Consider the following 25,173-nt stretch of genomic DNA (forward strand, 5'->3'; position numbering starts at 1 on the left):
GGGCGTTCGTCGAGATAGAGTCCGTTTTGTAACTTCTCCGACGAATCGTGATTACCATCGGGGATGATCGGAGCCTGGTGAAGGACCCGGGATGGGTTGGCTGCGCGCCCGATCAGTCGAGGTCACCCATACGTTCTCCCGGAAAGGCTCTGCATGGATCCGGTTCAGCTCATGATGGCGGCGCATCAGGCCGATGCGACGGTTGCCGCTCAGACTCCGGACCAGGCCCTGCAGGCCGCCATCGCACAGAGCCGCCCCGACCTGTGGGCGCCGCTGTCGACTAACCCGGCCGCCTATCCCGACCTGCTCGGCTGGCTGGCCAGTACCGGGAACGTCGAGGTCCTCGCCAATCTCCGTGCGCGCGGCTACCTGACCGACGACGCGGCCGCCAATGCTGCCGACAGCGCGGGTGCCGCGGGGGCTGTGGCTGCGGATGCCGCCGAAGAGGGCGCGGATGCCGCCGACTCTGGCGAGGCCGGTGACGAACAGAGGACGGACGAGCCTGAGGATGCCGAGGTTGAAAGCCCGGATCCGGAGGACCCGCACGCCGAGGACGCCGCCGTTGACGAGTCTGCCGATGAGCGCGGCGCGGAGTCCGCTGAAGCGGCCGAGGAACCGGGGACTGAAGAGCCTGCCGAGGACTCCGGGGACTCTGACGCGGCTGAGGCTGCCACCGAGCCCGATGCGGAGGACTCCGCGGAGGAGGCCACGGATGCCGACGGCTCTGGCGAGGCCGGCGACGAGCAGGACGCAGACGAGCCTGCCGAGGACTCCAACGCGGCTGAGACTGCGGCCGAGCCCGATGCAGACTCGGAAGACGCCGCTGGCGAAGCTCAGGAGCCGCGCCCCGATGACTCGGGTGACGAGGCAGAGGGCGGCGCTGAGGATGCCGGCTCTGGCGAAGCCGGTGTCGAGCCGGAGACAGAGGAACCTGCTGAGGATTCCGAGGACTCCGGAGACGTTGAGGGCGACGAGGCTGAGAGCCCGGATTCGGAGGATCCGCACGTCGAGGACGCCGCCGTTGACGAGTCTGCCGATGAGCGCGGCGCGGAGTCCGCTGAAGCGGCCGAGGAACCGGGGACTGACGAGTCGGCCGAGGACTCCGGGGACTCCGACGCGGCTGAGACCGCCGTCGATCCTGGTGCAGAGACCGCAACCGATGAGGCTGCGGACTCCGACAACAACGACACGACCGTCCTCGCCACCGCCTCGCAGCGGCACGAGGTCGACTCGGCTGACACGACTGATTTCACGGCTTCAGCCCAGTCCGCGGCTGTGACCTCCGGCTGGACAGCGGGCTCGGCCGCTCCCGCCGCGGGCTCGGCCGAGTCGGTGGCCTTCCCCGTGCCTCCGCCGCCGTCGGCCGAGGACATCGCCGCCTGGGCCGAGACCCCCAGTGGGGCGCCGTCGGGCTTCTCCGCCGCTCAGCCGGCCGTGGAGCTGGACATGTTCGGCCCCCAGATGATGGCCCAGATGCCGCCTCCCCAGCAGAAGCAGCCGGCGAAATCCAACAGCGGTCGCCTGATCGCGATCATCGTGGTCCTCCTGCTCGTCATCGTCGGCGGAGGCGGCCTGTGGGCCGGTAGCCACTTCGCCAACAAGGACAAGAGTGAGGACACCTCCCAGAACAAGGCCGACAGCGACGGAGGCGAGGACGGCAAGCAGAACGGTCAGGCCGACGCCGCGGCCACGTCGACCGCTGCGGCCCTGCCCTCGGGCGCGGTCAAGGCCTGCTCCAGCATGCCGACCTTCACGATCACCTCGGTGGAGGATGGCCAGGGCGAGCTCAAGGTCCACGGCAACATGGCGACCTCCTGCGCCGAGGGCGACTTCCTGGCCGGATCGTCCAGCCAGGTCCTCGTCTACAGCTCCACCAGCCCCACCGGCGGCGCCGACGTCGACCACCTTGTGGCCTCGGGAACCTTTGACCTCTCCAGCGACCCGCTCATCATCCCCAACGGCGGGCGGGCGGTGACGCTGCGCTTCGGCGAGCAGCACTACTTCCGCACCGCCAAGGACCTCGACCTCAAGGGCCTGACGGTCCGGCCCTCCTTCGACCGCGGCAGCTCATCGACCGCCACCGCGAAGAGCTCGACGAACTCCGCGATGACCATCGCCTCCTCCGCGAGCTCCAACGCCAACCAGGAGGCGCAGGACGAGCAGGCCGCCGGAGACGCCATCCAGTGGCAGATCAAGCACGACTACCCCATCGTCATGAACAGCTTGCGGGGCAAGTGGACCCCGCAGCTGTCCTCCAAGCAGGTGGGGCTCGTGGTCGACGGGCAGACCTGGACCAAGCGCTTGATCCTCGCCGAGTACCTCAAGACGCAGCAGGCCAACCCGAAGGCCGTCATCATCGACACCAGCCAGTGGCCGGTCTACGACACCGCCGGCTGGTGGGTGACCCTGCAGGGTGATTCCTACTCCGACGGCGACCAGGCCAACGCCTGGTGCGACGCCCAGGGCTACGACTCCGACCACTGCCTGGCCAAGCGCATCGAGTCCAACGGAACATCGCAGGGCACAACCAAGCTTCGCTGAGACCTGAGCCGGCTCGCCCGATAACGTGATCGGCCCGCCTCGAGCCACTGGCTCGAGGCGGGCCGATGCGCATCTCGGCGCGCGTCAGGACTGCAGGCTCTTCTTCAGGTTCAGCACCCGCGTGGCCGACTCGTCCACCCGCGCCGCGAAGGCCGGATCGGACCGGGCGGTGGCGATGAGGGCCTTGACCATGTCCGCGGCCACCGTCGGGTCCGCCGAGGCCAGCACGAGGTCGCAGCCGGCCCGGATCGCCCGCACGGCCCGATCTCCCGCGCTCACGTCCTGGACCTGGACGGCGGCGGAGACGTCGTCGGTGATGACCACCCCGGAGAAGCCCATCTGCGTGCGCAGCATGTCGGTGACGATCGTCGAGGAGAAGACCGCCGGGGCCGAAGGGTCGATGAGGGAGTACGTCGCCGAGGAGACCATGATGACCTGCGCACCGGCCGCGATGGCGTTGGAGAAGACGCCGACGGCGGCGTCGGGCAGGCGGTTCGTGGCGGAGTCGACGACGCCCGCTGAGGTGTCCGTGTTGTCCTTCACCCGCCCCAGGCCCGGGAAGTGCTTGTAGGTGGGGATGACCTTCGAGGCCTGCATCCCCTCGGCGAAGGCGCCGGCCTGGGAGGAGACCGTGGCGGCGTCGTGCCCGTACTCCCGCCCCCAGCGGCCGATGGGCTCGTTGGAGGCCGGCCGGGCGATGTCGACCAGGTCGGCGACTGGGGCCAGGTTCATGTTGACGCCGACGTCGGCCAGCTCCTTGCCCCAGGTGCGCGCCGAGGCCACCAGCTGGTCGCGCGGCTGGGCCGACTGGTCCAGCGCCGAGGGGATGTCGGAGAAGCCCGATCCGGCCAGGACCTGGACCTCGCCGCCCTCCTGGTCGGTGGCCACGAGCATCGGGGTGGCGTGGGTCGTGCCCGGGCCGACCTTGGAGGTGAAGGAGCTGATGACCTTCTGGGTCGCCTGGCTGCCCGCGGTGGTGCGCCCGGCGATGAAGATATTGCCGACATGGTGAGTGTCAACGGCCTCGTTGGAGGACTGCTTGGGGGCCTGGGCGTCCACCCCGACCATCATGAGCTGGCCGACCTTCTCCTCCAGGCTCCAGCCGGCCAGTGGTCCGTCGGCGGCCGTCGCGGTCGCCGTGGCCGACGGCGATGCGCTCGCGGCCGCGGTGGGCGAGGGGGCGGCGCTTGACGCCGCGGGCTCCGGGACCTTGGGCTTCGCGCTGGGGGAGGAGCCGGCCGACGAGGAGCCGGGGATGAGGGAGCATCCCGCCAGGGACCCGGCGCCCACCAGGGCCGCCAGGAGCACCGGTCGTCGACTCATGTGGTGCTGCGAGGACGTGCTCGGGTCGGCGGGGGCGGGAGTCTCCCCGGCATCCGGAGCTGCAGGCCGATGACGGTCGTTCATGCCGGCCACACTAAGACAGGTCCCTGGGTGCTCGCGAGGTAATGACCCTGACGGTCTGTTCACGCACTGCGCGCGGCGCTACTCCCAGCCCAGCTCGTGGAGGCGCTCGTCGGGGATGCCGAAGTGGTGAGCCACCTCGTGAATGACAGTCACGGTGATCTCCTCCTCCAGCTCCTCGTGACTCGTGCACCAGCGCTCCAACGGCCCGCGGAAGATGAGGATGCGGTCGGGCAGCACCATGGACCAGCCCTCGTCACGCTCGGTCAGGGGGACGCCGTCGTACAGCCCCAGGAGCGTGGGCAGGCCGGCGTCGTCATAGTCCTCCTCGGTGAGCATCTCCGGATCGGGCTCGTCCTGAACGAGGACGACGACGTTATCCATCACCTCGGCCAGGTCCGCCGGGATCCGGTCGAGAGCGTCGCCGACGACGTCCTCGAAGTCCTGCTGCGACATCCTGACCGGCTGCGGCTCCCGGGGCCGGTCAGGCTCCTGCTGGTGCTGGTGGCTCACGGGACCAGCCTGCCAGACCGCCCGGCTCCGGCTCGGCAGTCCTCGCGGGCCGCAATCCCGCCGAAAACCGAGCGGTGAGGAGGGTCACGCTCCTGGGATTTGCGCTGCGGAAGACTGTCCCCTTAGTGTTCATCCCGGTTCGAGGCGCGACGACGTCGAAGGCCCCTGGCCCCCATCGTCTAGCGGCCTAGGACCCCGCCCTTTCACGGCGGTAGCACGGGTTCGAATCCCGTTGGGGGTACGGATTCGCACAAGTGAATACACAAGTGAATAACACAGTGAATTCACACTGGCCTCGTGGCGCAGTTGGTTAGCGCGCCGCCCTGTCACGGCGGAGGTCGCGGGTTCAAGTCCCGTCGAGGTCGCGGAACGGTCGGTCCGATCAGAAATGGTCGGGCCGATTCCATCCCAAGGCTCTGTAGCTCAGTTGGTAGAGCGTTCGACTGAAAATCGAAAGGTCACCGGATCGACGCCGGTCGGAGCCACTGCGAAAGGCCCGGAACCCACAAGGTTCCGGGCCTTCGCTCATGCCGGGTGAGCCCCGCGCCGGGGCGGAGGGACTCACTGGCGATCGCGCCGGTAGTTGCGCACGGAGGCGAAGATGGCGAAGGCGACGGCGGCCACCGGCCAGAGGATCCAGGAGATGTCCCAGGCGTCGAAGATGAAGCTCCACAGCAGGTAGATGACCACTGCGGCCGGCCAGTAGATCCCGGCCACGAGGTTGGTGAAGGGGTCGTCGTCCTGATTGCCGTCCCAGGAGGCCTGCTGGCTGACGGGTGCGGGGCCGGCGGGACGGCTGGGCTCAGAGGCCACCGGAGCGCCCGCGGGAGCCGTCTGCGGAGCGCCGCCGGGCTGGATGTCTTGAGCGATCCCGAGGACCGGGGCCAGCTCGTGAAGGTTGCCGAAGTCGGTGATGACCTGCCCGACCGCCTCATTGTGGGTCTTGCCCTGGGCGATGGCGTCGTTGTAGGCGTCCTCCATCATGGCGCGCAGCTCGGAGCGGGCCTCGATCAGGCGAGGGGTGGCGGGGTAGGGGGCGAACATGTTGTCGAGGAAGGTCTCGATGGTGTCCATCAGTGGGCTCCTTTCGCGAAGCGGTCGACGAGGGTCTTGGTGTCCTCCCACTCGGCGACCTTGGCGGTCAGCTGGGCGGTGCCTTCGGAGGTGAGGCGGTAGTAGGTGCGGGACTTGCCGGAGTCGGACACTCCCGAGTAGGAGGCCGTCAGGCCGGTGGACTCCAGGCGTTTGAGGGCTGTGTAGAGGGTGGTCTGCTTGATGGTGTACTCGCCGTCGGAGACCTCGGTGATGGTCTTGGCCAGGTCGTAGGCGTAGGACGGCTGACGCTTGAGCAGGGACAGGACGATGAGGTCGATGTAGCCGCGAATGGCGTCTGCGCTAATCATGTGAACCCTCCTTCCTTGGTTCGTGGTGGCGGGGCCCTGAGGTCCTTGTGTGCATCTAACGTACTACGGCACACGTAGTACGTCAAGCGGGTGTTGGGAGGGGGTGGCTCCCACTGGCGGCCATACGTCACAGCCCAGGCACAGCCGGCCTGCTTAAGGTGGCGTCATGCTCGTCGCAGCCACCACCCCTCCCGCGACCCCCAGCGCAGATCCCAGTGCGAGTGCCTCGACCACGCCCACTCCCACGGGTGTGCCCGAGGTCAACGTCGACGAGACCGTCAAGGCGGTGACCAAGACGACCAACGACCTGGTCACCATCGCCTGGCAGGCCGGCGTGGGGGTCGTCATCGGCCTCGTCATCGCCTTCGTGGTGGTGGCGATCCTGACGTTTATGGGCCGGCGGCGCCTCCTGTACCACGAGATCGTGGACTTCGGGCGCCGGCCGATGGTCGCCGTTGGCGCCATGACCGGAGCCTTCCTGGGCACCCAGCTCGCCCTGACCGGGCTGCGGCACACCAAGAGCGACTCCACGACGATGGTCGTCATCGAACGCGGGGTCACCATCGCCCTCATCGTCTCGGTGACCTGGCTCGTCGTCGCCTTCGCCAAGGCCATCGAGTCCACCGTCGTCAAAGGGGCGCAGGCCGGCGGGGACCAGGGGCGCGCCAACCGGGTGACCACCCAGAGCCAGATCCTGCGGCGCGTCGCCCAGGTCATCATCGTCATCGCCGGGCTGGTCAGCGCCATCATGACCTTCCCCAGCGTCCAGTTCGCCATGGGCTCGCTGCTCGCCTCGGCCGGTCTGGCCTCCGTCATCGCCGGTATGGCCGCCCGCTCCATGCTCGGCAACGTCTTCGCCGGCCTCCAGCTGGCCACCACCGACGCCATCCGCGTGGACGACATCGTCGTCGTCGACGATGAGCAGGGCACCATCGAGGAGATCACCCTGACCTACGTGGTCATGCGCACCTGGGACGACCGGCGCCTCATCCTGCCCTCGACCCACTTCACCGAGAACCCCTTCGCCAACTGGACGCGTGGAGGCTCCCAGGCAACCGGCTACTTCACCCTCGACCTGGACTGGCGCGTGCCCATCGCCTCGCTGCGCGCCGAGCTGGCCCGCCTCGTGGCCGCCTCGTCGGTGTGGGACGGGCGCCAGGCCTCCCTGGAGGTCTTCGACGCCGTCGGCGGCCACGTCACCGTGCGCATCGTCCTGACCGGGGACGACCCCGGCGACGTCGGCGCCCTCAAGTCCTACGTGCGCGAGGAGCTGGTCGCCTGGCTGCAGCGCGAGGCCCCCTACGCCCTGCCGCGCACGCGGGTGGAGGTCGAGCAGGTCGAGGTCACCCAGGACCTCGGCCCCGAGGAGGTGGCCCGCGCCGCCGAGCAGGTCGTCGCCAAGCAGAAGGCCGGCCCCTCCGGCGCCACCACGGCCGCTCCAGACCACGGAGGCGATACCGCCGCGACCACGGAGGCCGAGGGGGAGAGCGCCGCCCACGGGCTGGGGGCCCGGCGGGCCGTCACCCTGGGGCGGGCCATGGGGCGCTCCCTGCTGCACCGCGCCCGGCGCGGGGGACTGGGACCCAGGTGAGCCGGGCCGCTACGTGGCCGACGCTCCAGCGGATGGGTGAGTTTTCGCTGCGTGAACGCATCTCGCCCGGCGCCGTCGGGCGGGTGACGATGAGCCCATGACTATGAACGCCAGCAGCGACCCCTCCGTGACGCCCACCTCCGAGCCCTCTGGCCCGGCCGTCGATGGCCCGGCCCTTGACCTGGAGGCCGCGGCGCGCACCGACGCCCAGTGGCGCGCCGCCCTGAGCCCCATGGAGTACCACGTGCTGCGCGAGGCCGGCACCGAGCGCCCCTTCACCGGGGCCCTGCTCAACGAGCACCGCGAGGGCGTCTACCGCTGCCGCGGCTGCGGTGCCGAGCTGTTCCGCTCCACCACCAAGTTCGACTCCCACTGCGGCTGGCCCTCCTTCTACGACCCCTCCGACTCCGAGGCGGTCACCCTGAGCACCGACACCTCCCACGGCATGGTGCGCACCGAGGTCCGCTGCGCCACCTGCCACAGCCACCTGGGACACGTCTTCGACGACGCCCCTCAGACCCCCACCGGCCAGCGCTACTGTATGAACTCCGTGAGCCTGACCTTCGAGGAGGAGCAAGCATGATCCGGGTCCTGAGCCTCAACCTCCAGCACGGTCTGCCCGGCGCCGGGGCCGGTGACGGCAGCGCCTCCACCGGCTCGCTGGCCGGCGCCGACATCTCCGACCCCGCCACCGCCCGCGCCGTCATGCGGGCCACGGCCGAGCAGATCGCCGAGCTGGCCCCCGACATCATCGCCCTCCAGGAGGTCGACCTGGGTCAGGCCCGCTCCGGTCGCCTCCACCAGGCGGCCTTCCTGGCCGAAGAGCTGGGCATGCCGACCTGCCGCTTCTCCGCCAGCTACGCCGGGCCGGTGGTGGGGCTGCGCCGTCGGCCCCTGCGCACCGCGCTGAGCTCGCCGACCGATGACGTCCTGGGGCTGCTGCGCGCCGCCGTCGGGGCCGGGCCGATCGGCTACGGCAACGCCCTCCTGTCGCGCTTCCCGGTCTCCGGCTGGCACGTCAAGCGCCTGGGGCGCGGGGCCTCCAGCGTGGAGAAGCGCGGCGAGCCGGCCTGGGATCCGCGCTCCTACCACGTGTCCACCGCCTCCCAGCGCGTCATGGTGGCCGCCACTCTCGAGGTGCCCGAAGGCGCCGGCGGGCCGATCCGCCAGCTGTCGGTCGCCTCCACCCACCTGGCGACCCGCGAGTCCATGGCGGCGCGCCAGCTCGCCGCCGCCTGGGGGGCGCTCGCCGGGCTGCCCGGGCCGCACCTGCTCGTGGGCGACTACAACCTCTCCGCCGAGCAGGTCGACGTCCTGGGGCTCGGGCGGACCGTGGGGGAGGGGCTCACCTTCCCGGCAGCCGACCCCAAGCGGCGCATCGACCACGTGCTGACCGACCTGTGGCCCACCGGCCCCGACGGCCTGCCGCTGACCGATGAGGCCGTCGCGGGCGGCGGGAGCCCGCTGCTGCGCGCCGTGGAATGGGGCACGACCTCCTTCATCATCTCCGACCACGTCGGCACCTGGGTGGACCTCGAGCCGGTCGGCTGAGGGGCGCCGCTCAGCCCTTTGGCCACGTGGTCGTGCTGCCCGGCGTCGTTGTCGGGTCCCCTCCGCAGCCCTGCCTGCGAGGTCGTACCGTAGGTCGCGCGTTCGAGGGTTCAAGGGTGCGACCGCGCGGGCTACCCTACGAACTCGGTGCGGCGGGGCCTATGAGAGGGGGGAGACCATGGCCGACGTGGTGGCTGGGCTGGCAGTCTTCGGGGCGGTCATCGCCGTCGGCTGGCTGCTGGTGCGCACCCGGGCTGTGCCCGCTGACGCCGACGGGGTCCTCACCCGCGTCTGCTTTTTCGCCGCCACCCCGGCCCTGCTCGTGACCACGCTGAGCCGCGCCGACCTGACGGCGGTCCTCTCCCGCTCCACCGCGGTGGCTGTGGCCGCCGAGCTCGCGGCCATCGTCTCGGCCGGGTGCCTCCACCGCCTCGTACTGCGCCGCCCCACCGCCGAGGCCACCATCGGCGCGCTCGCCTCCGGCTACGTCAACGCCGCGAACCTGGGGATCCCGGTGGCCGTCCTCGTCCTGGGGGACGCGGCCGCCATCGCCCCGATCCTCCTGCTCCAGCTCCTCGTGCTCACCCCGGCCACCTTCACCGTGCTCGACGCCGTCACCCGCCGCGGCAACCCGTCCCGCCTGGCGACCCTGACCGTCCCGCTGCGCAACCCGCTCCTGTGGGGAGTCGTGGCCGGGACCGCGGCGAACCTGGGTGGAGTGGACCTCAAGGAGTGGGGTGGTGGCTATCCGGCCCAGGGGTTGGAGATGCTCGGGCGCGTCGCGGTGCCGCTCATGATGCTGGCCCTGGGGATGAGCCTGGCCGGGGCGCCCCGGCCCCTGCGCAATCCCGCGCCGGAGGAGGCGTCCTCCTTCCCGCAGGACTCGCCGGCCCAGTCAGCCCGTCAGGGTCAGGAGCCGCCGGCGGCGGAGGCCGGATCGGAGGCGCACGCGATCGACACCGCGGGAGGCCGACCGCCCCGGGTGAAGGAGGAGCCGGCGCACGGGGCGACGTCGACGACTCATCGTGGCGCGGATCGGCGCAGCGGCCTGTGGTTGGCGGTGGGCTGGAAGCTCGCCGTCATGCCGGGGCTGGCCGTCGTCGTCGGACTGGCGGCGGGACTCAGCGGAGCACAGCTGCTCGCTCCGGTCGTCACCGCCGCCCTGCCCACGGCGCAGAACGTCTTCATGTACGCCTCGCGCTACGGAGCGGCCAAGGACCTGGCTCGCGACGCCGTCCTGCTGACGACGGCCGGATTCGTGCCCGTGGTCCTGCTGGCCGCCGCGCTCCTGCACTGAGCCCGCGCGGTCGCACTGCCCGTGCAGGCGCTTCGCTCCCCCGCGCAGTCGTCCCTGAGGTCGCGCTGTCGAGGGTTCAGGGTGCGACGTCGCGGGTTAACCTACGACCTCGTCGCGCCGGGGCCGCTCAGGGAAGCTCGTCGCGAGTGGGCGGGTTGGCTCCGGCCCGTGAGACCGTGATGTCGGCGATGGCCGCGGCGTGGCGCATGATCCGCTCCAGGGTCGCGGCGTCCACGGCGCGCAGCGCCTCGCGCCGGTCCGCGCCCACGAGGTCCTCACTCCACAGGGCGTCCTCCAGGCCGCCCATGAAGGAGTCACCGGCGCCCACCGTGTCCGCCACCACGACGCTCGGGTCGGCGGGCACCTCCAGACGCACCCCCGAGGCGGACAGGGCCAGGGCCCCTTCCTTACCGCGCGTGACCACCACGACGGCCACGCCCGTGTCCAACCAGGAGCGCAGTACCGTCTCCAGGTCCGCGTCCCGGCCGTAGAGCCAGGCGATGTCCTCATCGGAGCACTTGACCAGGTCCGACAGGCCTACCAGGCGCTCGACGATCTGGCGGGCGTCCTTCGGGTCACCCATGAGCTGAGGGCGGGCATTGGGGTCGTAGGCGATGGTGGAGGTGGCGCGCGTCTCGCGCAGTACCTGCTCCACGGTGGTGGCGCCGGGGGCCAGGATCGCGGCGATCGAGCCGGTGTGTACCAGTAGTGGCGCCTGCCCGTCGGGCAGTGTCGGGCGCGGCGGGTTCCAGTCCAGGTCGAAGACGTAGCTGGCGGCGCGGTCCTCCCCGATGGTGGCCTGTGCCGTGGAGGTGCGCGCCGCGCCGTCGGCGCCCGGAGCCAGGCGGACCCCGGAGGCCTCCAGGTGGGAGCGCACGGCCTTGCCGCGCTCGTCGGTGCCGATCCAGCAGTGCAGCTCGACGTCGCGACCCAGGCGCGCCAGCCCCAGGGCGACGTTGGCGGGTGCGCCGCCGGGGATGTCCACGGGCTCCTGCCCGGGGTGGATGACGACATCAACCAGGGCCTCGCCGATGACGAGGGCGGATCCTGGGCGGCCGGGTGCGGTCATGGGTGACTCCTTCGTGCAGGACCGGGGTCCGGTGGTGGTGAGCTGAGACGTGGGAGGGACGGAGGGCTGACCGGAGTGGTGGACCGGGAGATAAGAAGAGGCGGTGAGGGGACTCGGGCGGATGAGGAACGCGGCGGCGCCACACTGCCCGGAAGTGGCCGGCGCGCTGGTCGATGCGCGCGGCCGGGGGTGAATGCTTACAGACTACCGATCCGGCGCCGCCCACAGGGCTCGTCTCGCCCAAGAATGTCCAAATCGGATACAAAGGGCTTTCAGTGCACAGGCGGCATGAATGAAAACCTTGGAATCATGCGGTTGTGCTTCGTCCGGATGAGAGTGGCCCAAGCCTTTGTGTCCGATTTGGACATCCATGGCTCCTTCCGGGCTCCTGCTCTGGCTGCCGGAGGTGCTCGATGGGGGCACTATTGCCAGCCGGAGCCCTGGGCAACTCGGTCAGTCCGCCGCGCAGGTGGGTTCGACTGCGGCCCCGGGTCTATGGCCACGCCCCCACGACGGTCGATTCGTTGCGTGCTGGCATGCGCCCGGTCTGGAGCCGCAGCCCCGGGGCGGGTCATGCCTGGTCAGCCCCAGGTCGCGTCAGTCCTCAGGGTCCTCCTGCGCGACCGCGGCCAGGCGGGCACGGGCCTCATCGAGCCAGGTCTGGCAGCGCTGGGCCAGGGCCTCGCCGCGCTCCCACAGCGCCAGGGAGTCCTCCAGGGGAACGGAGCCCGCCTCAAGACGCTGCACGACGGCCACCAGCTCCTCACGGGCCCGCTCATAGCTGAGCGATGCGACGTCCTCATTGGCACCGGACGCCCCGCCTGCGGCAGGGGCCGAGGACGCTGAAGACCCTGACGATCCTGAGGACGCCGAGTAGGGGCTGTTCTGGGGTGAGTACTCGTCTGGGTACTGGTCGGAGTACGGGCCGGGGTTCATCTCGGAGCTCACGCCCCGATTCTCGCACGGACCGGCACACGGGCAGAGAGGACGAGGCGGGCCCAGATGATGTCCTCGGCGCGAGAAAGTGCCCAGACCGACGCCTCAGACTGCACCTTTACCCTGCTGCGTCGTTGGAGGTCGTCTCGTCGAGGAGTGTCAGCACGTCCGCCAAACCTGCTTGCGCCAGTGCCTCGCGGCCGGCCGCCGTGACCTTGACGGCCCGGGTCCGCCCGATGCGCGTGATCCAGGCCCGATCAAAGAACGCCTGCGTCAGTGCAGTCCCCAGCGGTCCGCCGAGGTGGAACTGCCGTTCAGTGGAGTCCATGCACGCCTCCCCACGGGCACGACGCGGCTTTTCCAGCCCCCAGGTGGCCAGCAGGTCCCCTCCGGAATCGGTCAGTCGCCAGGAGGGATCCAGGTGGCCGCGCTCCTGGAGGTGCTTGGCCAGACTCACGCCGAGTCGCCCCGCCAGGTGGCGGTAGCAGGTACGGGCGGTCAGCAGCCGCTTGTTGGCGGTCCACGCACTGAGGCTGTGTGCCGTGGGCAGTACTGATGCTGACATCGCCCCCAGGGCCTCGACGACTCGAGCCGTCTCAGGGCCGGAGATTGTGATGTAGCAGTGCCGCCCCTGACGGACCCTCGTGATGAGACCGTGTGCTTCCAGCACGTCGACATGCTCGCTGGCGGTCGACCGCGCGACCCCGGCGTATGAGCCGAGTTCGCCCACAGTCCAGGCGCGGCCGTCCATGAGTGCCGCGCACATGGCGGCCCGCGACCGGTCGGCGAGCGCCGCAGCCGTGCCGGCGACGTCGGGAACCGCCTCGGGGAAGAAACGGTCGGGAGTCCGTGACATGCGGCCAGTATGCGCCGGCGCCGGTTCGGTTCGCGCCGAACAATTGCGGCTCTAGCCTGCCGGTGACCGGCATCAGCAGTCAGGCAGGGGCCGGGCCAGAAGGACAAGGAGACCACTCATGAGCGGATACCGACGGCGCGGCGCCCTCATCGCGGCGCTGCTCGGGTTCTTCATCGTCATGCTCGACACGACGGTCGTCAACGTGGCGCTGGCGCGGATCGGCGGGGACCTGGGTGCCCCGGTCGCCTCCCTGCAGTGGGTCGTCGACGCCTACGCCCTCACCTTTGCAGCCCTGCAGCTGTCGGCAGGGGCGGCCTGTGACCGACTGGGCGCAAGAAGCGTCCACCTGCTCGGCCTGGTGGTCTTCGGCCTGCTGTCGGCGGCCTGTGCCCTGGCCCCTGCCGGCGGCGCGCTCATCGCCTTCCGCGCGTTGCAGGGCGTCGGCGCCGCCGCGATCGTCCCGTCCTCCCTGGCAATACTCTCCCTCATCCATGATCGCCCCGCCGACCGGGCCCGAGCCATCGGCCTGTGGGGAGGAGCCGGTGGTGTCGCCGCCGCCGTCGGCCCAGTGGCCGGGGGACTGCTCGTGACCTTCACCGGCTGGCGGTTCGTGTTCTGGGTGAACCTGCCCCTCGTCGCAGCTGCCCTGTGGCTCACCGCCTGCCGCCTGCCCGCGCCGGAGACGCGGTCGCTGCGACGACGCGAAGGCGGCGACCTGCCCGGGCAGGTCCTCTCCGTCGCCGGGCTCGCGGCCACCACTTACGGGATCATCGCCGCGGGTGAGCACGGGTGGAGTCCACCCGTTGTCGCCTCAACCCTCGCCGGACTGAGCCTGTTGGTGATCTTCGTCCTGGTTGAACGGACCGCGAGCAGGCCGATGCTACCGACAGCGGTCTTCTCCCGACCGCGTTTCGCCGTGGCCGCCGCGGTCGGGTTCGCGCTCAATACCGGCTTCTTCGGCCAGCTCTTCGTCCTGGCTCTGTTCCTGCAGCGCTACCTGGGCTATGAGCCATGGCTCGCCGGTCTGGCCCTGGCGCCGCAGGCGTGCAGCGCCGTCGTCGCCTCCCCGATGGGAGGCAGGATGACCGCCAGAACAGGGGCGTTCCCCACGATGCTGACGGGCCTACTCACCGGTGCAGCCGGGTTCGCGGGGCTCGCTGCCGTCACGGCCTCGACGCCGTACCCGCTGGTGGCGGCCCTGACCTTCCTGAGCGGTTTCGGCACGGCACTGACCATGCCCGCCGCGACCTCGGCCGCCGTCGCCTCCGCGCCGGTGGGCTACACCGGCATCGCCGGCAGCGTTATCAACGCGGCCCGGCAGACCGGCAGCGTCGTCGGTGTGGCTGTCCTTGGCGTCCTGATTGCTTCAGGCGACTTCCTGGCCGGCTTCCATAGGGCAGTCGTCGGGGCGTCGGCCGTCTTCGCGGTGGCCGCGATCCCCGTCGCCGTCGTCGTCCTCAGGGCTACCGGCCGCCGGAAGCGCGAGGACGCACCATAGGTCTCGACGACTGACGCCACGGTGCCGCCCGCGAGCTCTCGGGTACGTCCGCGGGAGTCCTGCGAGGCCATCAGTGTGCGCCGCTCCGGGACCTCGCCGGCGTTCAGTCGATGTTGGCGGGCCGGGGCTTGGTGGCGCCGACGACCTGGGCGACGAGCCGCCCCGAAGCCAGGACCCCCTCGATGAGGTCACCCTTCTTGACATCCTCGGCGCTGGTGATGACCTTGCCGCCGGGAGTGCGCAGAATCGTGTAGCCGCGATCCAGGACCCCCTGCGGCGACAGCGCCGTCAGCCGGGCACGGTCGGCGCGCAGATCCGCGGCCGCCAGCGACAGGCGATGCTCCACGGCCCGGCGCATCCTGTCGCGGGCCTGACTCAGCTCGATGACCCGGTCGCGCACGATCGAGGTGGGGTCGGCCATGACCGGCCGGGCTCGCAGCTGGTCCAGGGCCGCCTGCTCGGCGTCCAGCCGTGAGGCGAGCACGCTGCGCAGGCGCTCGCGGGCCGAGTCCAGGCCCACGGTCTCCTGGGCGAGGTCGGGGACGATCCGGCGGGCGGCGTCGGTGGGGGTGGAGGCCCGGTAGTCGGCCACCAGGTCCAGCAGGGGGCAGTCGGTCTCGTGGCCGATCGCCGAGACCAGCGGCGTGCGGCAGGCGGCCGCGGCGCGCACGAGCCCCTCGTCGGAGAAGGACAGCAGGTCCTCGACGGCGCCGCCCCCGCGGGCCACGACGATGACGTCGATCTGCGCATCGGCGTCGAGCTCCTGGATGGCCCGGGTGACCTCGCCGACGGCGCGCGCCCCCTGGACGGCGACCTCGCGCACCTCGAAGGGCAGGCCGGGCCAGCGCAGGCGGGCGTTGACCAGCACGTCGTCCTTGGCCTTGGCCTGGCGTCCGCACACGAGGCCCACCTTGCGCGGCAGGAAGGGCAGGGGCCGCTTGCGCTCGGCGTCGAACAGACCCTCGGCGGCCAGGATGCGGCGCAGCTGCTCGATGCGGGCCAGCAGGTCGCCGACGCCGACAGGCCGGATGTCGTCGGCCTGCAGCTGGAGCGAGCCCCGCTTGGCCCAGAAAGTGGGCTTGGCGCGCACCACCACGCGGGCGCCCTCGCCGAGCTCGGCGCCGGTGCGGGCCAGGACGGCGTCGAGGATCCGGGCGTAGATGGACACCGACATGGAGATATCGGCATCCGTGTCCCGCAGGGTGAGGAAGGCCATGCCGGCGCCGGGGCGGCGGTTGAGCTGGATGACCTGCCCCTCCACCCACACCTGGCTCATGCGGGCCACGTACTGGTCGATCTTGGAGGACAGCAGCCGCAGCGGCCACGGGTTCTCCGCGGTGGTGAGGTTCGCTCGCGGCGCCAGCTCCCGGGGGCCGTCGGGGCTGCCGGAGTTGTCGGGGCCGGACGCGCGGCCGGCACCGGGGGAGGACTGCGGGCTGGGCTGGGAGGGGCTCTGGCCTGTCACATGCACCACTGTGCCACGTCCACCACTGGGGACCTGAGTCCCACTGTGGCACAGTGGTGACCGTGACGACCATCGAGCTCGCCAGTGAGCACACCGACGCCGCGGCCCCCTCTCCCAAGGGCGGCAAGCGAATCCTCATGGCCGCCCCGCGCGGCTACTGCGCCGGCGTGGACCGCGCGGTCGACGCCGTCGAGCAGGCCCTGGACCACTACGGGGCGCCGATCTACGTGCGCAAGGAGATCGTCCACAACAAGTACGTCGTGGAGACCCTCTCCAAGCGCGGCGCCATCTTCGTCTCCGAGACCGACGAGGTGCCGATGGGCGCCCGCGTCGTCTTCTCCGCCCACGGCGTCTCCCCGGCCGTCCACGCCGAGGCCGCCGAGCGCCGGCTGGACACGATTGACGCGACCTGCCCGCTGGTGACCAAGGTGCACAAGCAGGCGGTGCGTTTCGCGGACAAGGACTACGACATTATCCTCGTGGGCCACACCGGCCACGAGGAGGTCGAGGGCACCCAGGGTGAGGCCCCCGACCACATCCAGGTCGTCAACGGCCCCCACGAGGTGGACCAGGTCGAGGTGCGCGACCCCTCCAAGGTCGTGTGGATCAGCCAGACCACCCTGAGCGTCGACGAGACCATGGAGACGGTGCGCCTGCTGCGCGAGCGCTTCCCGGAGATGATCGACCCGCCCGGCGAGGACATCTGCTACGCCACCCAGAACCGTCAGGCCGCGGTCAAGAAGATCGCCCCGAAGGTGGACCTCATGATCGTGGTCGGCTCCGGCAACTCCTCGAACTCGGTGCGCCTCAAGGAGGTGGCCCTCGAGGCCGGTGCGGGCGCCGCCCACCGGGTGGACTTCGCCAGCGAGGTCGACCCGTCCTGGTTCGACGGCGTCGAGACGGTCGGCCTGACCTCGGGCGCCTCGGTGCCGGAGATCCTGGTGCGCGAGGTGGTCGAGCGCCTGGCCGAGCTCGGCTTCGACGACGTCGAGGAGGTGCGCACCACCACGGAGAAGATCTCCTTCTCCCTGCCCAAGAACTTGCGCGCCGACCTCATGGCGGCCCAGGGAGCCGCTTCGGCGCACAAGCGCCGCGAGCCGGCCGCCGACCACACCTGCTGAGGCCGCGCCGCCCACCCCTTCCGCCCCGGCCGCAGGGCTGGCCATAGGGTCATCTGCAGGGCCGTCCGTGAGCGTCAGCACACGCACGGCTGCGTGAGACAGGCCGAAGGTGAACGCCGGGTTGCATAGGTGACCATTACCCTCGGTCGGGTGACACATTCTCATGACGAGTCGGCCCCCAGTGGCCCTGCCCCCGCCGCGTCGGACGGGCGGTCCGCTGCCGACGGCGCCGGCAGCTCCGACAGTGCTGACCCTGTGACCTCCGCAGACCCCGTGGGCGCGGGGGGCTCCGGCACCCCCGGCCAGGTCTCCAACGAGGCCCTGGAGGAGGACGGCGGGCTGCACCGGAGCCTGACCAACAGGCACATGCAGATGATCGCCATCGGTGGCGCCATCGGCACGGGGCTGTTCGTGGCCTCGGGCGCCACGGTCTCCACGGCCGGCCCGGGCGGCGCCCTGGTGGCCTACGCGGCCATCGGCCTCATGGTGCTGCTGCTCATGCAGTCCCTGGGCGAGATGACGGCGCACATGCCGGTGGCCGGCTCCTTCCAGACCTACGCCACCCGGTTCGTCAGCCCCTCCTTCGGCTTTGCCATGGGCTGGAACTACTGGTTCAACTGGGCGATCACGGTGGCGGCCGAGCTGGTGGCCGCCGGAATCGTCATGGGCTACTGGCTGCCGGGGGTGCCCTCATGGATCTGGGCGGCACTGTTCCTGACCCTGCTGACGACGCTCAACGCCCTGTCGGCCCGAGCCTTCGGGGAGGGCGAGTTCTGGCTGTCGGCCATCAAGGTGGTCACGGTCATCGTCTTCCTCGTGGCGGGCCTGGCCATGATCGCCGGCATCATCGGCGGGACGTCCCCGGGCTTCAGCAACTGGGTCGTCAAGGACGCGCCCTTCCACGGCGGCATGCTGGCCATCGTGTCGGTGTTCATGGTGGCCGGGTTCTCCTTCCAGGGCACCGAGCTGGTGGGCGTGGCGGCCGGTGAGGCCCGCAACCCGCGCCGGGACGTGCCCAAGGCGATCCACACAGTGTTCTGGCGAATCATGATCTTCTACATCGGGGCGATCACGGTCATCGGCTTCCTCATCGCCTTCAACGACAGCCGGCTGCTGCACACCGAGACTGAGGACGTGGCCTACTCGCCCTTCACCCTGGTCTTCGAGCGGGCGGGGATCGGGATCGCGGCGGCCCTCATGAACGCCGTCATCCTCACCGCGGTGCTCAGTGCCGGCAACTCCGGCCTGTACGCCTCGACCCGCATGCTGCACTCAATGGCCCTGCAGGGGCAGGCGCCGGCCTGGTTCTCCTACGTCAACCGCCACGGGGTCCCGGTGCGTGCCCTGGGGGCGACGGCGCTGGTAGGGGCGGCCGGCTTCCTGACCGCCGTGGTGGGACAGAACACCGCCTACGCCTGGCTGGTCAACGTCTCGGCCCTGTGCGGGTTCATCGTGTGGCTGGGGATCGCCGCGTGCCACTTCCGCTTCCGGCGCGCCTACGTGCTCCAGGGCAACGACCCGGCCGACCTGCCCTACCAGGCGCCCTGGTTCCCGCTGGGGCCGGTCCTGGCCTTCACCCTGTGCGCCCTGGTGATCCTGGGCCAGAACTACGAGGCGATCTTCAAGGGCCAGCTGGTGGAGGTGCTCTCCTCCTACATCGGCCTGCCGGTCTTCGGGGCCATCTGGCTGGGGCACCGCCTGGTGACCGGGTCGCGCATGGTCCGCCTGGAGGAGGCCGACGTCTCCGGCGCCGTCGTTCGCGAGCACAGCTGAGCCTGGCTGAGCCTCGCTGTACCCCATGACCGACGTCGGGGCACCGATCATCTGACCGGTGCCCCGACGTCGTCTCGTGCTGGAACCTGCACGAGGCTGGTGCTGCTGTGGGCTGGGCGCCTACAGCAGGGACTGGACCCGTACCGTGACCTGAGGCGCGCTCTGCTCCCCGACGTCGGAGGAGGCGGAGCCCTCCCGGGCCTCGGAGGGGGTGCCGGACTCGCTCGCCTGGGACAGGGAGCGGATGACGGCCTCCTGGACGTCGCGCACGATGTCCTTGACGGGCCGCGAGCCGTCGATACCGATCTCGACGACGGCCCGGCTCGAGCCCTCCTCGACGATCACTCCGAAACGGGACTGCTGAGGATCCTGCTGGCGCATGTGGCTGCCGAGCGCCCTCAACGTGCTGCCGATCCCCGGCTCGATTGCTCGGACGCCGGGGACAGCAGTGACCAGGTGGGCCAACTCGGCCGCTGAGAGGTTAGTCGTCATCGTGGAGATCCTCGATGTGGACGTTGACGGTTGGGGACACCCCAAGGTTCTCACGGCAGGCGGCCCGAACGGCGTCGCGCACCTGCTGGCCGAGCTGCGGCAGGCTGTCCACGCTGAGGTCGGCGGAGATCCGGCAGGAGATGGTCTGCGGAACCCCCAGGCCGCGGTGACCCTCGCTCGAGGGTGCGTGCTCGCAGGTCGAGCGCAGGGCGCGGGCCCCGGGCACGCCGTCCACGGTGCGTCGGATGAGCGCCCGCAGCGAGAACTCGGACATGCTGTACGGCCCCAGGTCGGTGGCGGGCATCTCCACCTGCGCGCCATGACGGGTCTCGGCGAGGATGGCATCCATCAGGTGGCGCTTGGGCATGACCGAGGTGCTTGCCTGAGACTCCAGCCGGTCCCACTCCTCGTGCAGGGAGGCGATCAGACGCTGGTACTCGCGCGTGTCGGCGTCGTCCTGCTCATGAGACCGGGCGAAGGACTTGGTGGCCGACGCCGTCGCGCGTCGGACGCTGTGTGAGAGCTGGTTGACGGTGCTCATGCCCACTCCTTCATCTGGCGCATGACGAGAGAGCGGGCACGTGCCAGCCTCCCTCGGACGGTGGACTCGGTCAGGTTCAGGGCCTGGGCGATCTCCTCGTAGGACATGTCGTCGACCTCTCGGAGCACCCAGACGATGCGCAGCTCGGGCTGCACGGAGGCCAACAGGTCGGCCAGCGCCTCGATCTGGGCGTTGACCTCACTGGACTCGGCCGGGTCGGCGGTGCTGCTCGACGTCGTCTCCGCCATGGCGCTCACGGTCTCCAGGCCCTCGGCGTCGTAGGCGTCGGTGGCTCGGCGCTGACGCTTGCGTGCCATGCTGGTGGCCTTGTTGGTGCAGATCCGCATGAGCCAGCCCCGGAAGGCGGCGGGCTCCCTGACGAGGTGAAGACTGCGCCAGGCCTGGATGAGAGTGTCCTGGACGATGTCCTCACTGTCATGACGGTTGCGCACGATCATGTAGGCGGTGCGGAACAGGCGGCCCTGGTAACGCTCGACGAGCTGCTCGAAGGCGTTGATGTCCCCGTCCTGGGCGCGCAGGACCAGGCAGCGGTCCTTGTCGGGCGACGCGCCGGACGAGGCGCTCGGTTGTGCGGCGTGGTCTGGACGCGGGCGAGGCGCCGCCGCGGCCTCGTCCCGCGTCTCATGCGTCATCGCCGTTCCCGGTGATCTCGGGCGAGTGCTGACCTGTGACGGTCTGCGAGACGCTGCGCTTGCTCACGGAGCGCTCCAGCCGCACCAGGACGTCGACCTGCCGGGGGCGCGTGCCCAGGGACGTGGTCACGTCATCCTCGAGCCGGCCCCTGAGCTCCGCCACGGCCCACTCGACCTCGCAGTCCTGGGACACGGTGGCGTCCGCCTGGACCCACAGGCTGCTCGGGGAACCGGTGACCCACACGGTGCACTGCTCCACCCCGGGGACGTCCTCGGCCCGCTCGGACAGGGCCTGTGACAGGACCTCGGGGGCAACGGTGGCCATGAGGACTCCCCCGGAGTCGCTGAACCTCAGGGGAGAGGCGGCCGCCTTGCGGGGGATCTGCATGGAGAGCAGGACCAGTCCGGCGATGACGGCGAGCACGGAGACCAGCGCGGCCACCGGCAGGAGCCAGTGCGCCTGGGGCGCGATGAGGCTGCCGACTCGGTCCTGCGCTGTGGCCAGGTAGGGGGCGGCGTCGGGCCAGGACCGACCGGCACTAAGGCCGGAGGCCAGGACCCAGGATGAGGCTGCTGCGATGAGAAGCCCGCAGCCGGCCAGGGCCGTCCGGTTGAGGACACCAGAAACTGAACGCATGGTCGTATCTCCTTCAGCTCGTGCGCTTGATCCGCACGCGGCTGCGCGTGATGCCCGCGGGCTGGAGTGTTTCCAGGGCCTCGTCGGTCGTCTTACGGGCGGCTTCCTGCACCGGCTCGAGGTCGTCCAGGACACTGAGGACGACGACGTCGACCCGGGAGCGACGGGTGGTGACGGTGGCGGAGTGGACGCCACCGATCTGCTCGACCCGGGTCCTCACCAGGGCGGCCAGGTCACGGCGCCTCACCGCGGTCTGGCCCGGGACAGTGTCGGGGAGGAGCGCGACGCGCTCGGGCAGTCCCGGCCACAGGGCCGCGAGGATCATGGCCAGGGCGCAGGCTGCGGCGATCCCGGCGGCGACGAGCACCGCGACGGAGCCGAGGGCGGTAGAGCCAATGGTGTCGAGCGTGGTGACGGTGCGGTCCGGCCAGGTGCCGGTGACGATCCGGTGCCCCGTCAGCCAGGCCCCCAGGCCTCCGGCCGTGAGCAGCAGCAGTGCCAGGAGGACACTGGGCGTGCTGCGAGAGGGGCGACGAATGAGTTTCGGGACGGGTGTTCTCATTTCAGGCTCTTCCTGACGTGGCTGCTCGGATTGAGCCAGGAGATCTCGATGGTGATCTTGCCGACGCTCAGCCCGGTGAGGTGCTCGACGCGGCCGCGCACGTGGGCGCGCAGATCGTCAATGGTGGAGGACAGTGGCGTGGGAAAGACCAGGCCAAGGTCCAGGTGGAGGACGGCGACCCGCCCGTAGAGCTCGCACTGGGCCTCGGGCCGGGAGGCGAAGTTGCGGCGGGCGCCAATTCCCAGGAGCCCCCCGGCGTTGGAGCCGACGTTGCCGGTCTCATAGGCGGCCTGGGCGGCGATCTGGGCGACGACCTTGGCCGGAATGGTGGTGGTGCCGCGCTGCTCCCAGGAGGAGGGCTCGTCCTGGGCGGGCCCCGGCTGTGTGATGGCGGGCTGGGTGGCGGTCGCCATCGTCACTTCTTTCGCCGATCCAGGATGCTGTGGACATCGACCCGGCCCTCCAGGTAGAGGCCCACCCCCAGTCCGGCCGCGCCGCACAGGGCCACCAGGACGAAGTCGGCGAAGGAGCCGAAGGCGAGAATGGTGCCAAGGAACAGGCCCACCAGGAGGGCCAGGTACGTTGTCTTCATTGAGAGCTCCTCAGATCAGGGCGTCGGGACGGGTCACTTGAGGTCGGCGGCCTCGGAGTTGTCGGAGTCGTCGTCGGGCAGGTGGACGTCGGTGACGTTGATGTTGACCTCGACGACCTCCAGGCCGGTGGTGCCCTCGATCTGCTCGATGATGTTGCGGCGGATGGCGTCGGAGACCTCGACGATGGAGACGCCGTACTCAACGACCACGGTGACCTCGACGGCGGCCTGGGTCTCGCCCTTCTGGACGCTGATGCCGCCGGCGACGTTGGTCTGGGCGTTGGGGATGCGGTCGGTCACGGCGCTGAAGGCGCGGCGAACGGCGTTGCCCATGTCGTAGACGCCGGGCACCTCACGAGCAGCCATGCCGGCGATCTTGGCGACGACGTTCTCCTCGATGGTGGTCACGCCGTGCGAGGTCTGGAGGGGGCCGCGGGGGGTCTTGTCCTCTTCGGCCTGCTCGTTGCGCTCGCGCTGCTGACCGGTCTGGGGGATGGCGTTGTTGCTCATTGGAGCCTCTTTCGTTGATCCGTGAATGGATGGTGACGGGATGTGTGGTGCGCGGCCCAGCAGCTGGTCCGTCATGGCGCCGTAGTGGCTGCCGTGGCCGGCTCGTATGAGTGGCCGACGTGACTGACTGGTGTTGCTGCCCGTCTTGATTGCCGCGCTGTAGGTAGGACGCCGCAGGCCGGGGAATCCTCACGGCCCCAACCCATGGCTTGTGTCACAAAAGGTGAAGCGGGTTCTGTGGAGGCGGTGGCTGCCTCCGCAGAACCCGCTTCAGGGCGCTGAAGGGTTACTTGCGGCCGGTGACGGCCAGGTAGACGGAGATCGCGACGATGGCGGCGACGAGGGACAGGGCCCAACGGATCCAGTCGACCCCGTCGGTGTGGGCGACGCCGAAGAGGCTGGCGACTGCGCCGCCAACGAGTGCGCCCACGGCGCCCAGCACGATGGTCCACAGGACCGAGATGTTCTGCTCGCCACGCATGACGAGTCGGGCGAGGGCGCCGAGCACGGCGCCGGCGATGATCATTCCGATGAATGAAAGCATGGTGTCTTCCTCCGAGAAGGTCCGATGAGGGGTCATCCGCCCATCGGGTTTGGAAACGTTCTGGCAGCGTGTCAGCCAGTCATGAGACAGCAGGCAACGCTGTCTGATAGACGCCATGGAAGCGTCAATCGTCACGGACTGAGAGTGTGGCATGCGTTACGCCGTGGTGGAGGCCGGGTGCCCGTCGGTGGTGAGTTCGGGCGCTGTGAAGGTGCGTACCTGGGCGGCGTCGGCACTGATGAGCGTGGGGGAGTCCACCTGCTCCCCGAGAGTCTCCAAGGACCGGGCGGTCACCAGGAGACGGTTCTCCATGGAGCCGACCGCCTTGTTGTAGGCGGTGACGCTGCGCCGCAGGGCCCCGCCCAGGGCGTCGAGGTGACCGGCGACGGTCCCCAGGCGCTCGTAGAGGGTGCGACCGAGCTCCAGCAGCTCGCGGGCGTCGTCGTTGACGGCGGTGCGGGCCCAGGCCGTGGCGCAGGTGCGCAGCAGGGTCAGCAGCGACACGGGTGAGGCCAGGGCGACGCCGCGCCCCAGCGCGTGCTCCAGGAGCGCGGGGTCCGCCTCCAGGGCGGCCGAGAGCACCGCCTCCGCCGGGACGAAGAGGACCACGAGCTCGGGGGAGTCCCCCAGGGCCCGGTCGTAACGGCGCGCGGCGAGCTGATCGACGTGTCCGCGCAGCGCCCTGGCGTGAGCCTCCAGAAGCTGCCCGCGCCGCTCCTCGTCCTCGGGGCCGGAGCCCTGGACGGCGGTGGCCGCCAGGTAGGAGTCCATGGGCGCCTTCGCGTCCACGGCCAGGTAGCCCTCCCCGGGCAGATGGACGACGACGTCGGGCCGGGAGCGGCCGGCAGCCCCCTCACCGGAGGCTGAGCCCACTGAGCCCACTGCGCCCGGTGGGCCGGCCGAGCCACCGCGCCGCTGGACCAGAGCCCCGATGGTGCGCTGCTCGGAGAAGTCCACGTGCCGCATCATCCCGGAGGCCTCCAGGACCCGGGCCAGCTCGACCTCACCCCACATGCCGCGCGCCGAGCGTGAGCGCAGCGCCCCCTCCAAGGATGCCGTGGAGCGGGCCAGGTCCTGCTCGCGCAGGGCGGTGGCCCGCAGCTGCTCGGCCAGGGCCGCGTGCTGCTCGGCCCGCTGCTTCTCCAAGGACTCCACCCGGGCCCCCACCTGCTCCAGCTGGCTGCGCACGGGTGCGAGCGCCCGCAGCACGGAGCCGTCCCGTTCGGCGCGCTCCTCGGCCACCTGGGTGCGCGAGGACAGCTCCTCGGCCCGGGCCTGCCACTGGGCGGCCTGCGCCCGCAGCTCGGCCACCTGCTCACCGTCCGACTGGTGCGCGGTGGTGCGCCGGGTGAGCGCACCGAGATAGCCGATGACCGCTCCGATCGCCAGGCCGACGAGGAGCAGCAGGATGGGAAGAAGGACCGCTGAGGAGCTCATGAACCGATGGTGCCCCAGAGGTGCGACATCTATTCGGCGCCCTTAAGCCCCACGGAGCCACGCCTGCGCAGATCGCCCCGCCTGGCTGGTTCGGCCGGCCCGTCCGTCCGTCGAACGGACCGGCACGACCCCGCCTCGCCGATCCGGCTCCGCCCTGACCCGCCGATCCGGCCCACCCGCCTGCTCG

At 70.6% G+C, this 25,173-nt stretch carries 26 protein-coding genes and 3 tRNA genes; 11 read left to right on the forward strand and 18 right to left on the reverse strand.

Going from position 1 to position 25,173, the window contains the following annotated elements:
• The first annotated feature begins 153 nt into the window (after positions 1–153).
• Positions 154–2,541, forward strand: a complete 2,388-nt coding sequence (locus HW274_RS01950; RefSeq protein ID WP_075253539.1) for a hypothetical protein — start codon at positions 154–156, stop codon at positions 2,539–2,541.
• A gap of 84 nt (positions 2,542–2,625) precedes the next feature.
• Here HW274_RS01950 and HW274_RS01955 read toward each other — a convergent pair whose 3' ends face one another.
• Together HW274_RS01955 and HW274_RS01960 are read right to left on the reverse strand one after the other, a co-directional pair.
• The gene (locus HW274_RS01955) at positions 2,626–3,957 is read right to left on the reverse strand and encodes a glycoside hydrolase family 3 N-terminal domain-containing protein (RefSeq protein WP_075253538.1); all 1,332 of its coding nucleotides are present in this window, start codon (positions 3,955–3,957) and stop codon (positions 2,626–2,628) included.
• A gap of 69 nt (positions 3,958–4,026) precedes the next feature.
• Positions 4,027–4,458: a metallopeptidase family protein gene (locus HW274_RS01960; protein ID WP_075253537.1), complete on the reverse strand. Its 432-nt coding sequence runs from the start codon at positions 4,456–4,458 to the stop codon at positions 4,027–4,029.
• Positions 4,459–4,626: 168 nt separating this feature from the next.
• Between HW274_RS01960 and HW274_RS01965 the strand changes: the two genes are divergently transcribed.
• The 3 genes from HW274_RS01965 to HW274_RS01975 all read left to right on the forward strand — a co-directional run bounded on the left by HW274_RS01965 (position 4,627) and on the right by HW274_RS01975 (position 4,943).
• Positions 4,627–4,699: transfer RNA gene (locus HW274_RS01965), tRNA-Glu, on the forward strand.
• A gap of 50 nt (positions 4,700–4,749) precedes the next feature.
• Positions 4,750–4,823 (forward strand) — tRNA-Asp (locus HW274_RS01970).
• A 47-nt stretch (positions 4,824–4,870) separates the two neighbouring features.
• A tRNA-Phe gene (locus HW274_RS01975) sits at positions 4,871–4,943 on the forward strand.
• A gap of 76 nt (positions 4,944–5,019) precedes the next feature.
• Here HW274_RS01975 and HW274_RS01980 read toward each other — a convergent pair.
• Entirely contained in the window at positions 5,020–5,532 is a 513-nt protein-coding gene (locus HW274_RS01980; protein ID WP_075253536.1) for a permease prefix domain 1-containing protein, read from the reverse strand.
• Positions 5,532–5,861 (reverse strand): PadR family transcriptional regulator, encoded by a 330-nt coding sequence (locus HW274_RS01985; protein ID WP_075253535.1) that lies wholly within the window; start codon positions 5,859–5,861, stop codon positions 5,532–5,534. The genes HW274_RS01980 and HW274_RS01985 overlap by 1 nt, the downstream gene beginning before the upstream one ends.
• A 166-nt stretch (positions 5,862–6,027) precedes the next feature.
• Between HW274_RS01985 and HW274_RS01990 the strand changes: the two genes are divergently transcribed.
• From HW274_RS01990 to HW274_RS02005, 4 genes are all read left to right on the forward strand, one after another.
• Positions 6,028–7,452, forward strand: a complete 1,425-nt coding sequence (locus HW274_RS01990) for a mechanosensitive ion channel family protein (protein WP_185989084.1) — start codon at positions 6,028–6,030, stop codon at positions 7,450–7,452.
• A 97-nt stretch (positions 7,453–7,549) separates the two neighbouring features.
• Positions 7,550–8,035 (forward strand): peptide-methionine (R)-S-oxide reductase MsrB, encoded by a 486-nt coding sequence (gene msrB / locus HW274_RS01995; protein WP_185989085.1) that lies wholly within the window; start codon positions 7,550–7,552, stop codon positions 8,033–8,035.
• Positions 8,032–9,003 carry an endonuclease/exonuclease/phosphatase family protein gene (locus tag HW274_RS02000; protein WP_185989086.1) on the forward strand — a complete coding sequence of 324 codons (972 nt, stop codon included), beginning with the start codon at positions 8,032–8,034 and terminating at the stop codon, positions 9,001–9,003. The genes msrB and HW274_RS02000 overlap by 4 nt, the downstream gene beginning before the upstream one ends.
• A gap of 178 nt (positions 9,004–9,181) precedes the next feature.
• Entirely contained in the window at positions 9,182–10,300 is a 1,119-nt protein-coding gene (locus HW274_RS02005) for an AEC family transporter (protein ID WP_185989087.1), read from the forward strand.
• A 127-nt stretch (positions 10,301–10,427) separates the two neighbouring features.
• Here HW274_RS02005 and HW274_RS02010 read toward each other — a convergent pair whose 3' ends face one another.
• The 3 genes from HW274_RS02010 to HW274_RS02020 all read right to left on the reverse strand — a co-directional run bounded on the left by HW274_RS02010 (position 10,428) and on the right by HW274_RS02020 (position 13,161).
• Positions 10,428–11,369, reverse strand: coding sequence for a carbohydrate kinase (locus tag HW274_RS02010; RefSeq protein WP_075253530.1), 942 nt, complete (start codon positions 11,367–11,369; stop codon positions 10,428–10,430).
• 597 nt (positions 11,370–11,966) lie between these two features.
• Positions 11,967–12,317, reverse strand: a complete 351-nt coding sequence (locus HW274_RS02015; RefSeq protein ID WP_232211336.1) for an exodeoxyribonuclease VII small subunit — start codon at positions 12,315–12,317, stop codon at positions 11,967–11,969.
• Between the two features lie 106 nt (positions 12,318–12,423).
• Positions 12,424–13,161 carry a helix-turn-helix transcriptional regulator gene (locus HW274_RS02020; RefSeq protein ID WP_185989088.1) on the reverse strand — a complete coding sequence of 246 codons (738 nt, stop codon included), beginning with the start codon at positions 13,159–13,161 and terminating at the stop codon, positions 12,424–12,426.
• Positions 13,162–13,279: 118 nt separating this feature from the next.
• Here HW274_RS02020 and HW274_RS02025 point away from each other — a divergent pair, with 118 nt between their 5' ends.
• Positions 13,280–14,659 carry an MFS transporter gene (locus HW274_RS02025; protein ID WP_075404136.1) on the forward strand — a complete coding sequence of 460 codons (1,380 nt, stop codon included), beginning with the start codon at positions 13,280–13,282 and terminating at the stop codon, positions 14,657–14,659.
• 103 nt (positions 14,660–14,762) lie between these two features.
• Here the strand turns inward: HW274_RS02025 and xseA are convergent, their stop codons facing one another.
• A complete protein-coding gene (gene xseA / locus HW274_RS02030; protein ID WP_185989089.1) occupies positions 14,763–16,133 on the reverse strand; it encodes an exodeoxyribonuclease VII large subunit in 1,371 nt (456 codons plus the stop codon).
• A gap of 44 nt (positions 16,134–16,177) precedes the next feature.
• Here xseA and HW274_RS02035 point away from each other — a divergent pair, with 44 nt between their 5' ends.
• Positions 16,178–17,245 carry a 4-hydroxy-3-methylbut-2-enyl diphosphate reductase gene (locus HW274_RS02035; protein ID WP_185989090.1) on the forward strand — a complete coding sequence of 356 codons (1,068 nt, stop codon included), beginning with the start codon at positions 16,178–16,180 and terminating at the stop codon, positions 17,243–17,245.
• A gap of 150 nt (positions 17,246–17,395) precedes the next feature.
• Entirely contained in the window at positions 17,396–19,018 is a 1,623-nt protein-coding gene (locus HW274_RS02040) for an amino acid permease (protein ID WP_313902165.1), read from the forward strand.
• Positions 19,019–19,138: 120 nt separating this feature from the next.
• On the opposite strand, the gene HW274_RS02045 is transcribed toward HW274_RS02040, so the two are convergent.
• The 10 genes from HW274_RS02045 to HW274_RS02090 form a co-directional block, all read right to left on the reverse strand.
• A complete protein-coding gene (locus tag HW274_RS02045; RefSeq protein WP_075253524.1) occupies positions 19,139–19,510 on the reverse strand; it encodes a transcriptional regulator in 372 nt (123 codons plus the stop codon).
• Positions 19,500–20,051, reverse strand: a complete 552-nt coding sequence (locus tag HW274_RS02050; RefSeq protein ID WP_075253523.1) for an Asp23/Gls24 family envelope stress response protein — start codon at positions 20,049–20,051, stop codon at positions 19,500–19,502. Before HW274_RS02050 ends, HW274_RS02045 begins: the two co-directional genes overlap by 11 nt.
• Positions 20,048–20,704 carry an RNA polymerase sigma factor gene (locus HW274_RS02055; protein WP_075253522.1) on the reverse strand — a complete coding sequence of 219 codons (657 nt, stop codon included), beginning with the start codon at positions 20,702–20,704 and terminating at the stop codon, positions 20,048–20,050. Before HW274_RS02055 ends, HW274_RS02050 begins: the two co-directional genes overlap by 4 nt.
• The gene (locus HW274_RS02060) at positions 20,694–21,341 is read right to left on the reverse strand and encodes a hypothetical protein (protein ID WP_075253521.1); all 648 of its coding nucleotides are present in this window, start codon (positions 21,339–21,341) and stop codon (positions 20,694–20,696) included. The genes HW274_RS02055 and HW274_RS02060 overlap by 11 nt, the downstream gene beginning before the upstream one ends.
• A gap of 13 nt (positions 21,342–21,354) precedes the next feature.
• Positions 21,355–21,903 (reverse strand): DUF6286 domain-containing protein, encoded by a 549-nt coding sequence (locus tag HW274_RS02065; RefSeq protein WP_075253520.1) that lies wholly within the window; start codon positions 21,901–21,903, stop codon positions 21,355–21,357.
• On the reverse strand, positions 21,900–22,316 hold the full coding sequence (locus HW274_RS02070; RefSeq protein ID WP_075253519.1) for a hypothetical protein: 417 nt from the start codon (positions 22,314–22,316) through the stop codon (positions 21,900–21,902). The genes HW274_RS02065 and HW274_RS02070 overlap by 4 nt, the downstream gene beginning before the upstream one ends.
• A 2-nt stretch (positions 22,317–22,318) precedes the next feature.
• A complete protein-coding gene (locus HW274_RS02075; RefSeq protein WP_003789010.1) occupies positions 22,319–22,495 on the reverse strand; it encodes a hypothetical protein in 177 nt (58 codons plus the stop codon).
• Between the two features lie 33 nt (positions 22,496–22,528).
• Positions 22,529–23,005 carry an Asp23/Gls24 family envelope stress response protein gene (locus HW274_RS02080; protein ID WP_075253518.1) on the reverse strand — a complete coding sequence of 159 codons (477 nt, stop codon included), beginning with the start codon at positions 23,003–23,005 and terminating at the stop codon, positions 22,529–22,531.
• Between the two features lie 286 nt (positions 23,006–23,291).
• Entirely contained in the window at positions 23,292–23,549 is a 258-nt protein-coding gene (locus HW274_RS02085; protein ID WP_075253517.1) for a GlsB/YeaQ/YmgE family stress response membrane protein, read from the reverse strand.
• A 156-nt stretch (positions 23,550–23,705) separates the two neighbouring features.
• Positions 23,706–24,986: a DNA recombination protein RmuC gene (locus tag HW274_RS02090; protein ID WP_075253516.1), complete on the reverse strand. Its 1,281-nt coding sequence runs from the start codon at positions 24,984–24,986 to the stop codon at positions 23,706–23,708.
• Positions 24,987–25,173 lie beyond the last annotated feature (187 nt).

Origin of the sequence: Actinomyces sp. oral taxon 169, from assembly GCF_013394715.1 — a bacterium.
In the GTDB taxonomy this organism is placed as follows: Bacteria; Actinomycetota; Actinomycetes; order Actinomycetales; family Actinomycetaceae; genus Actinomyces.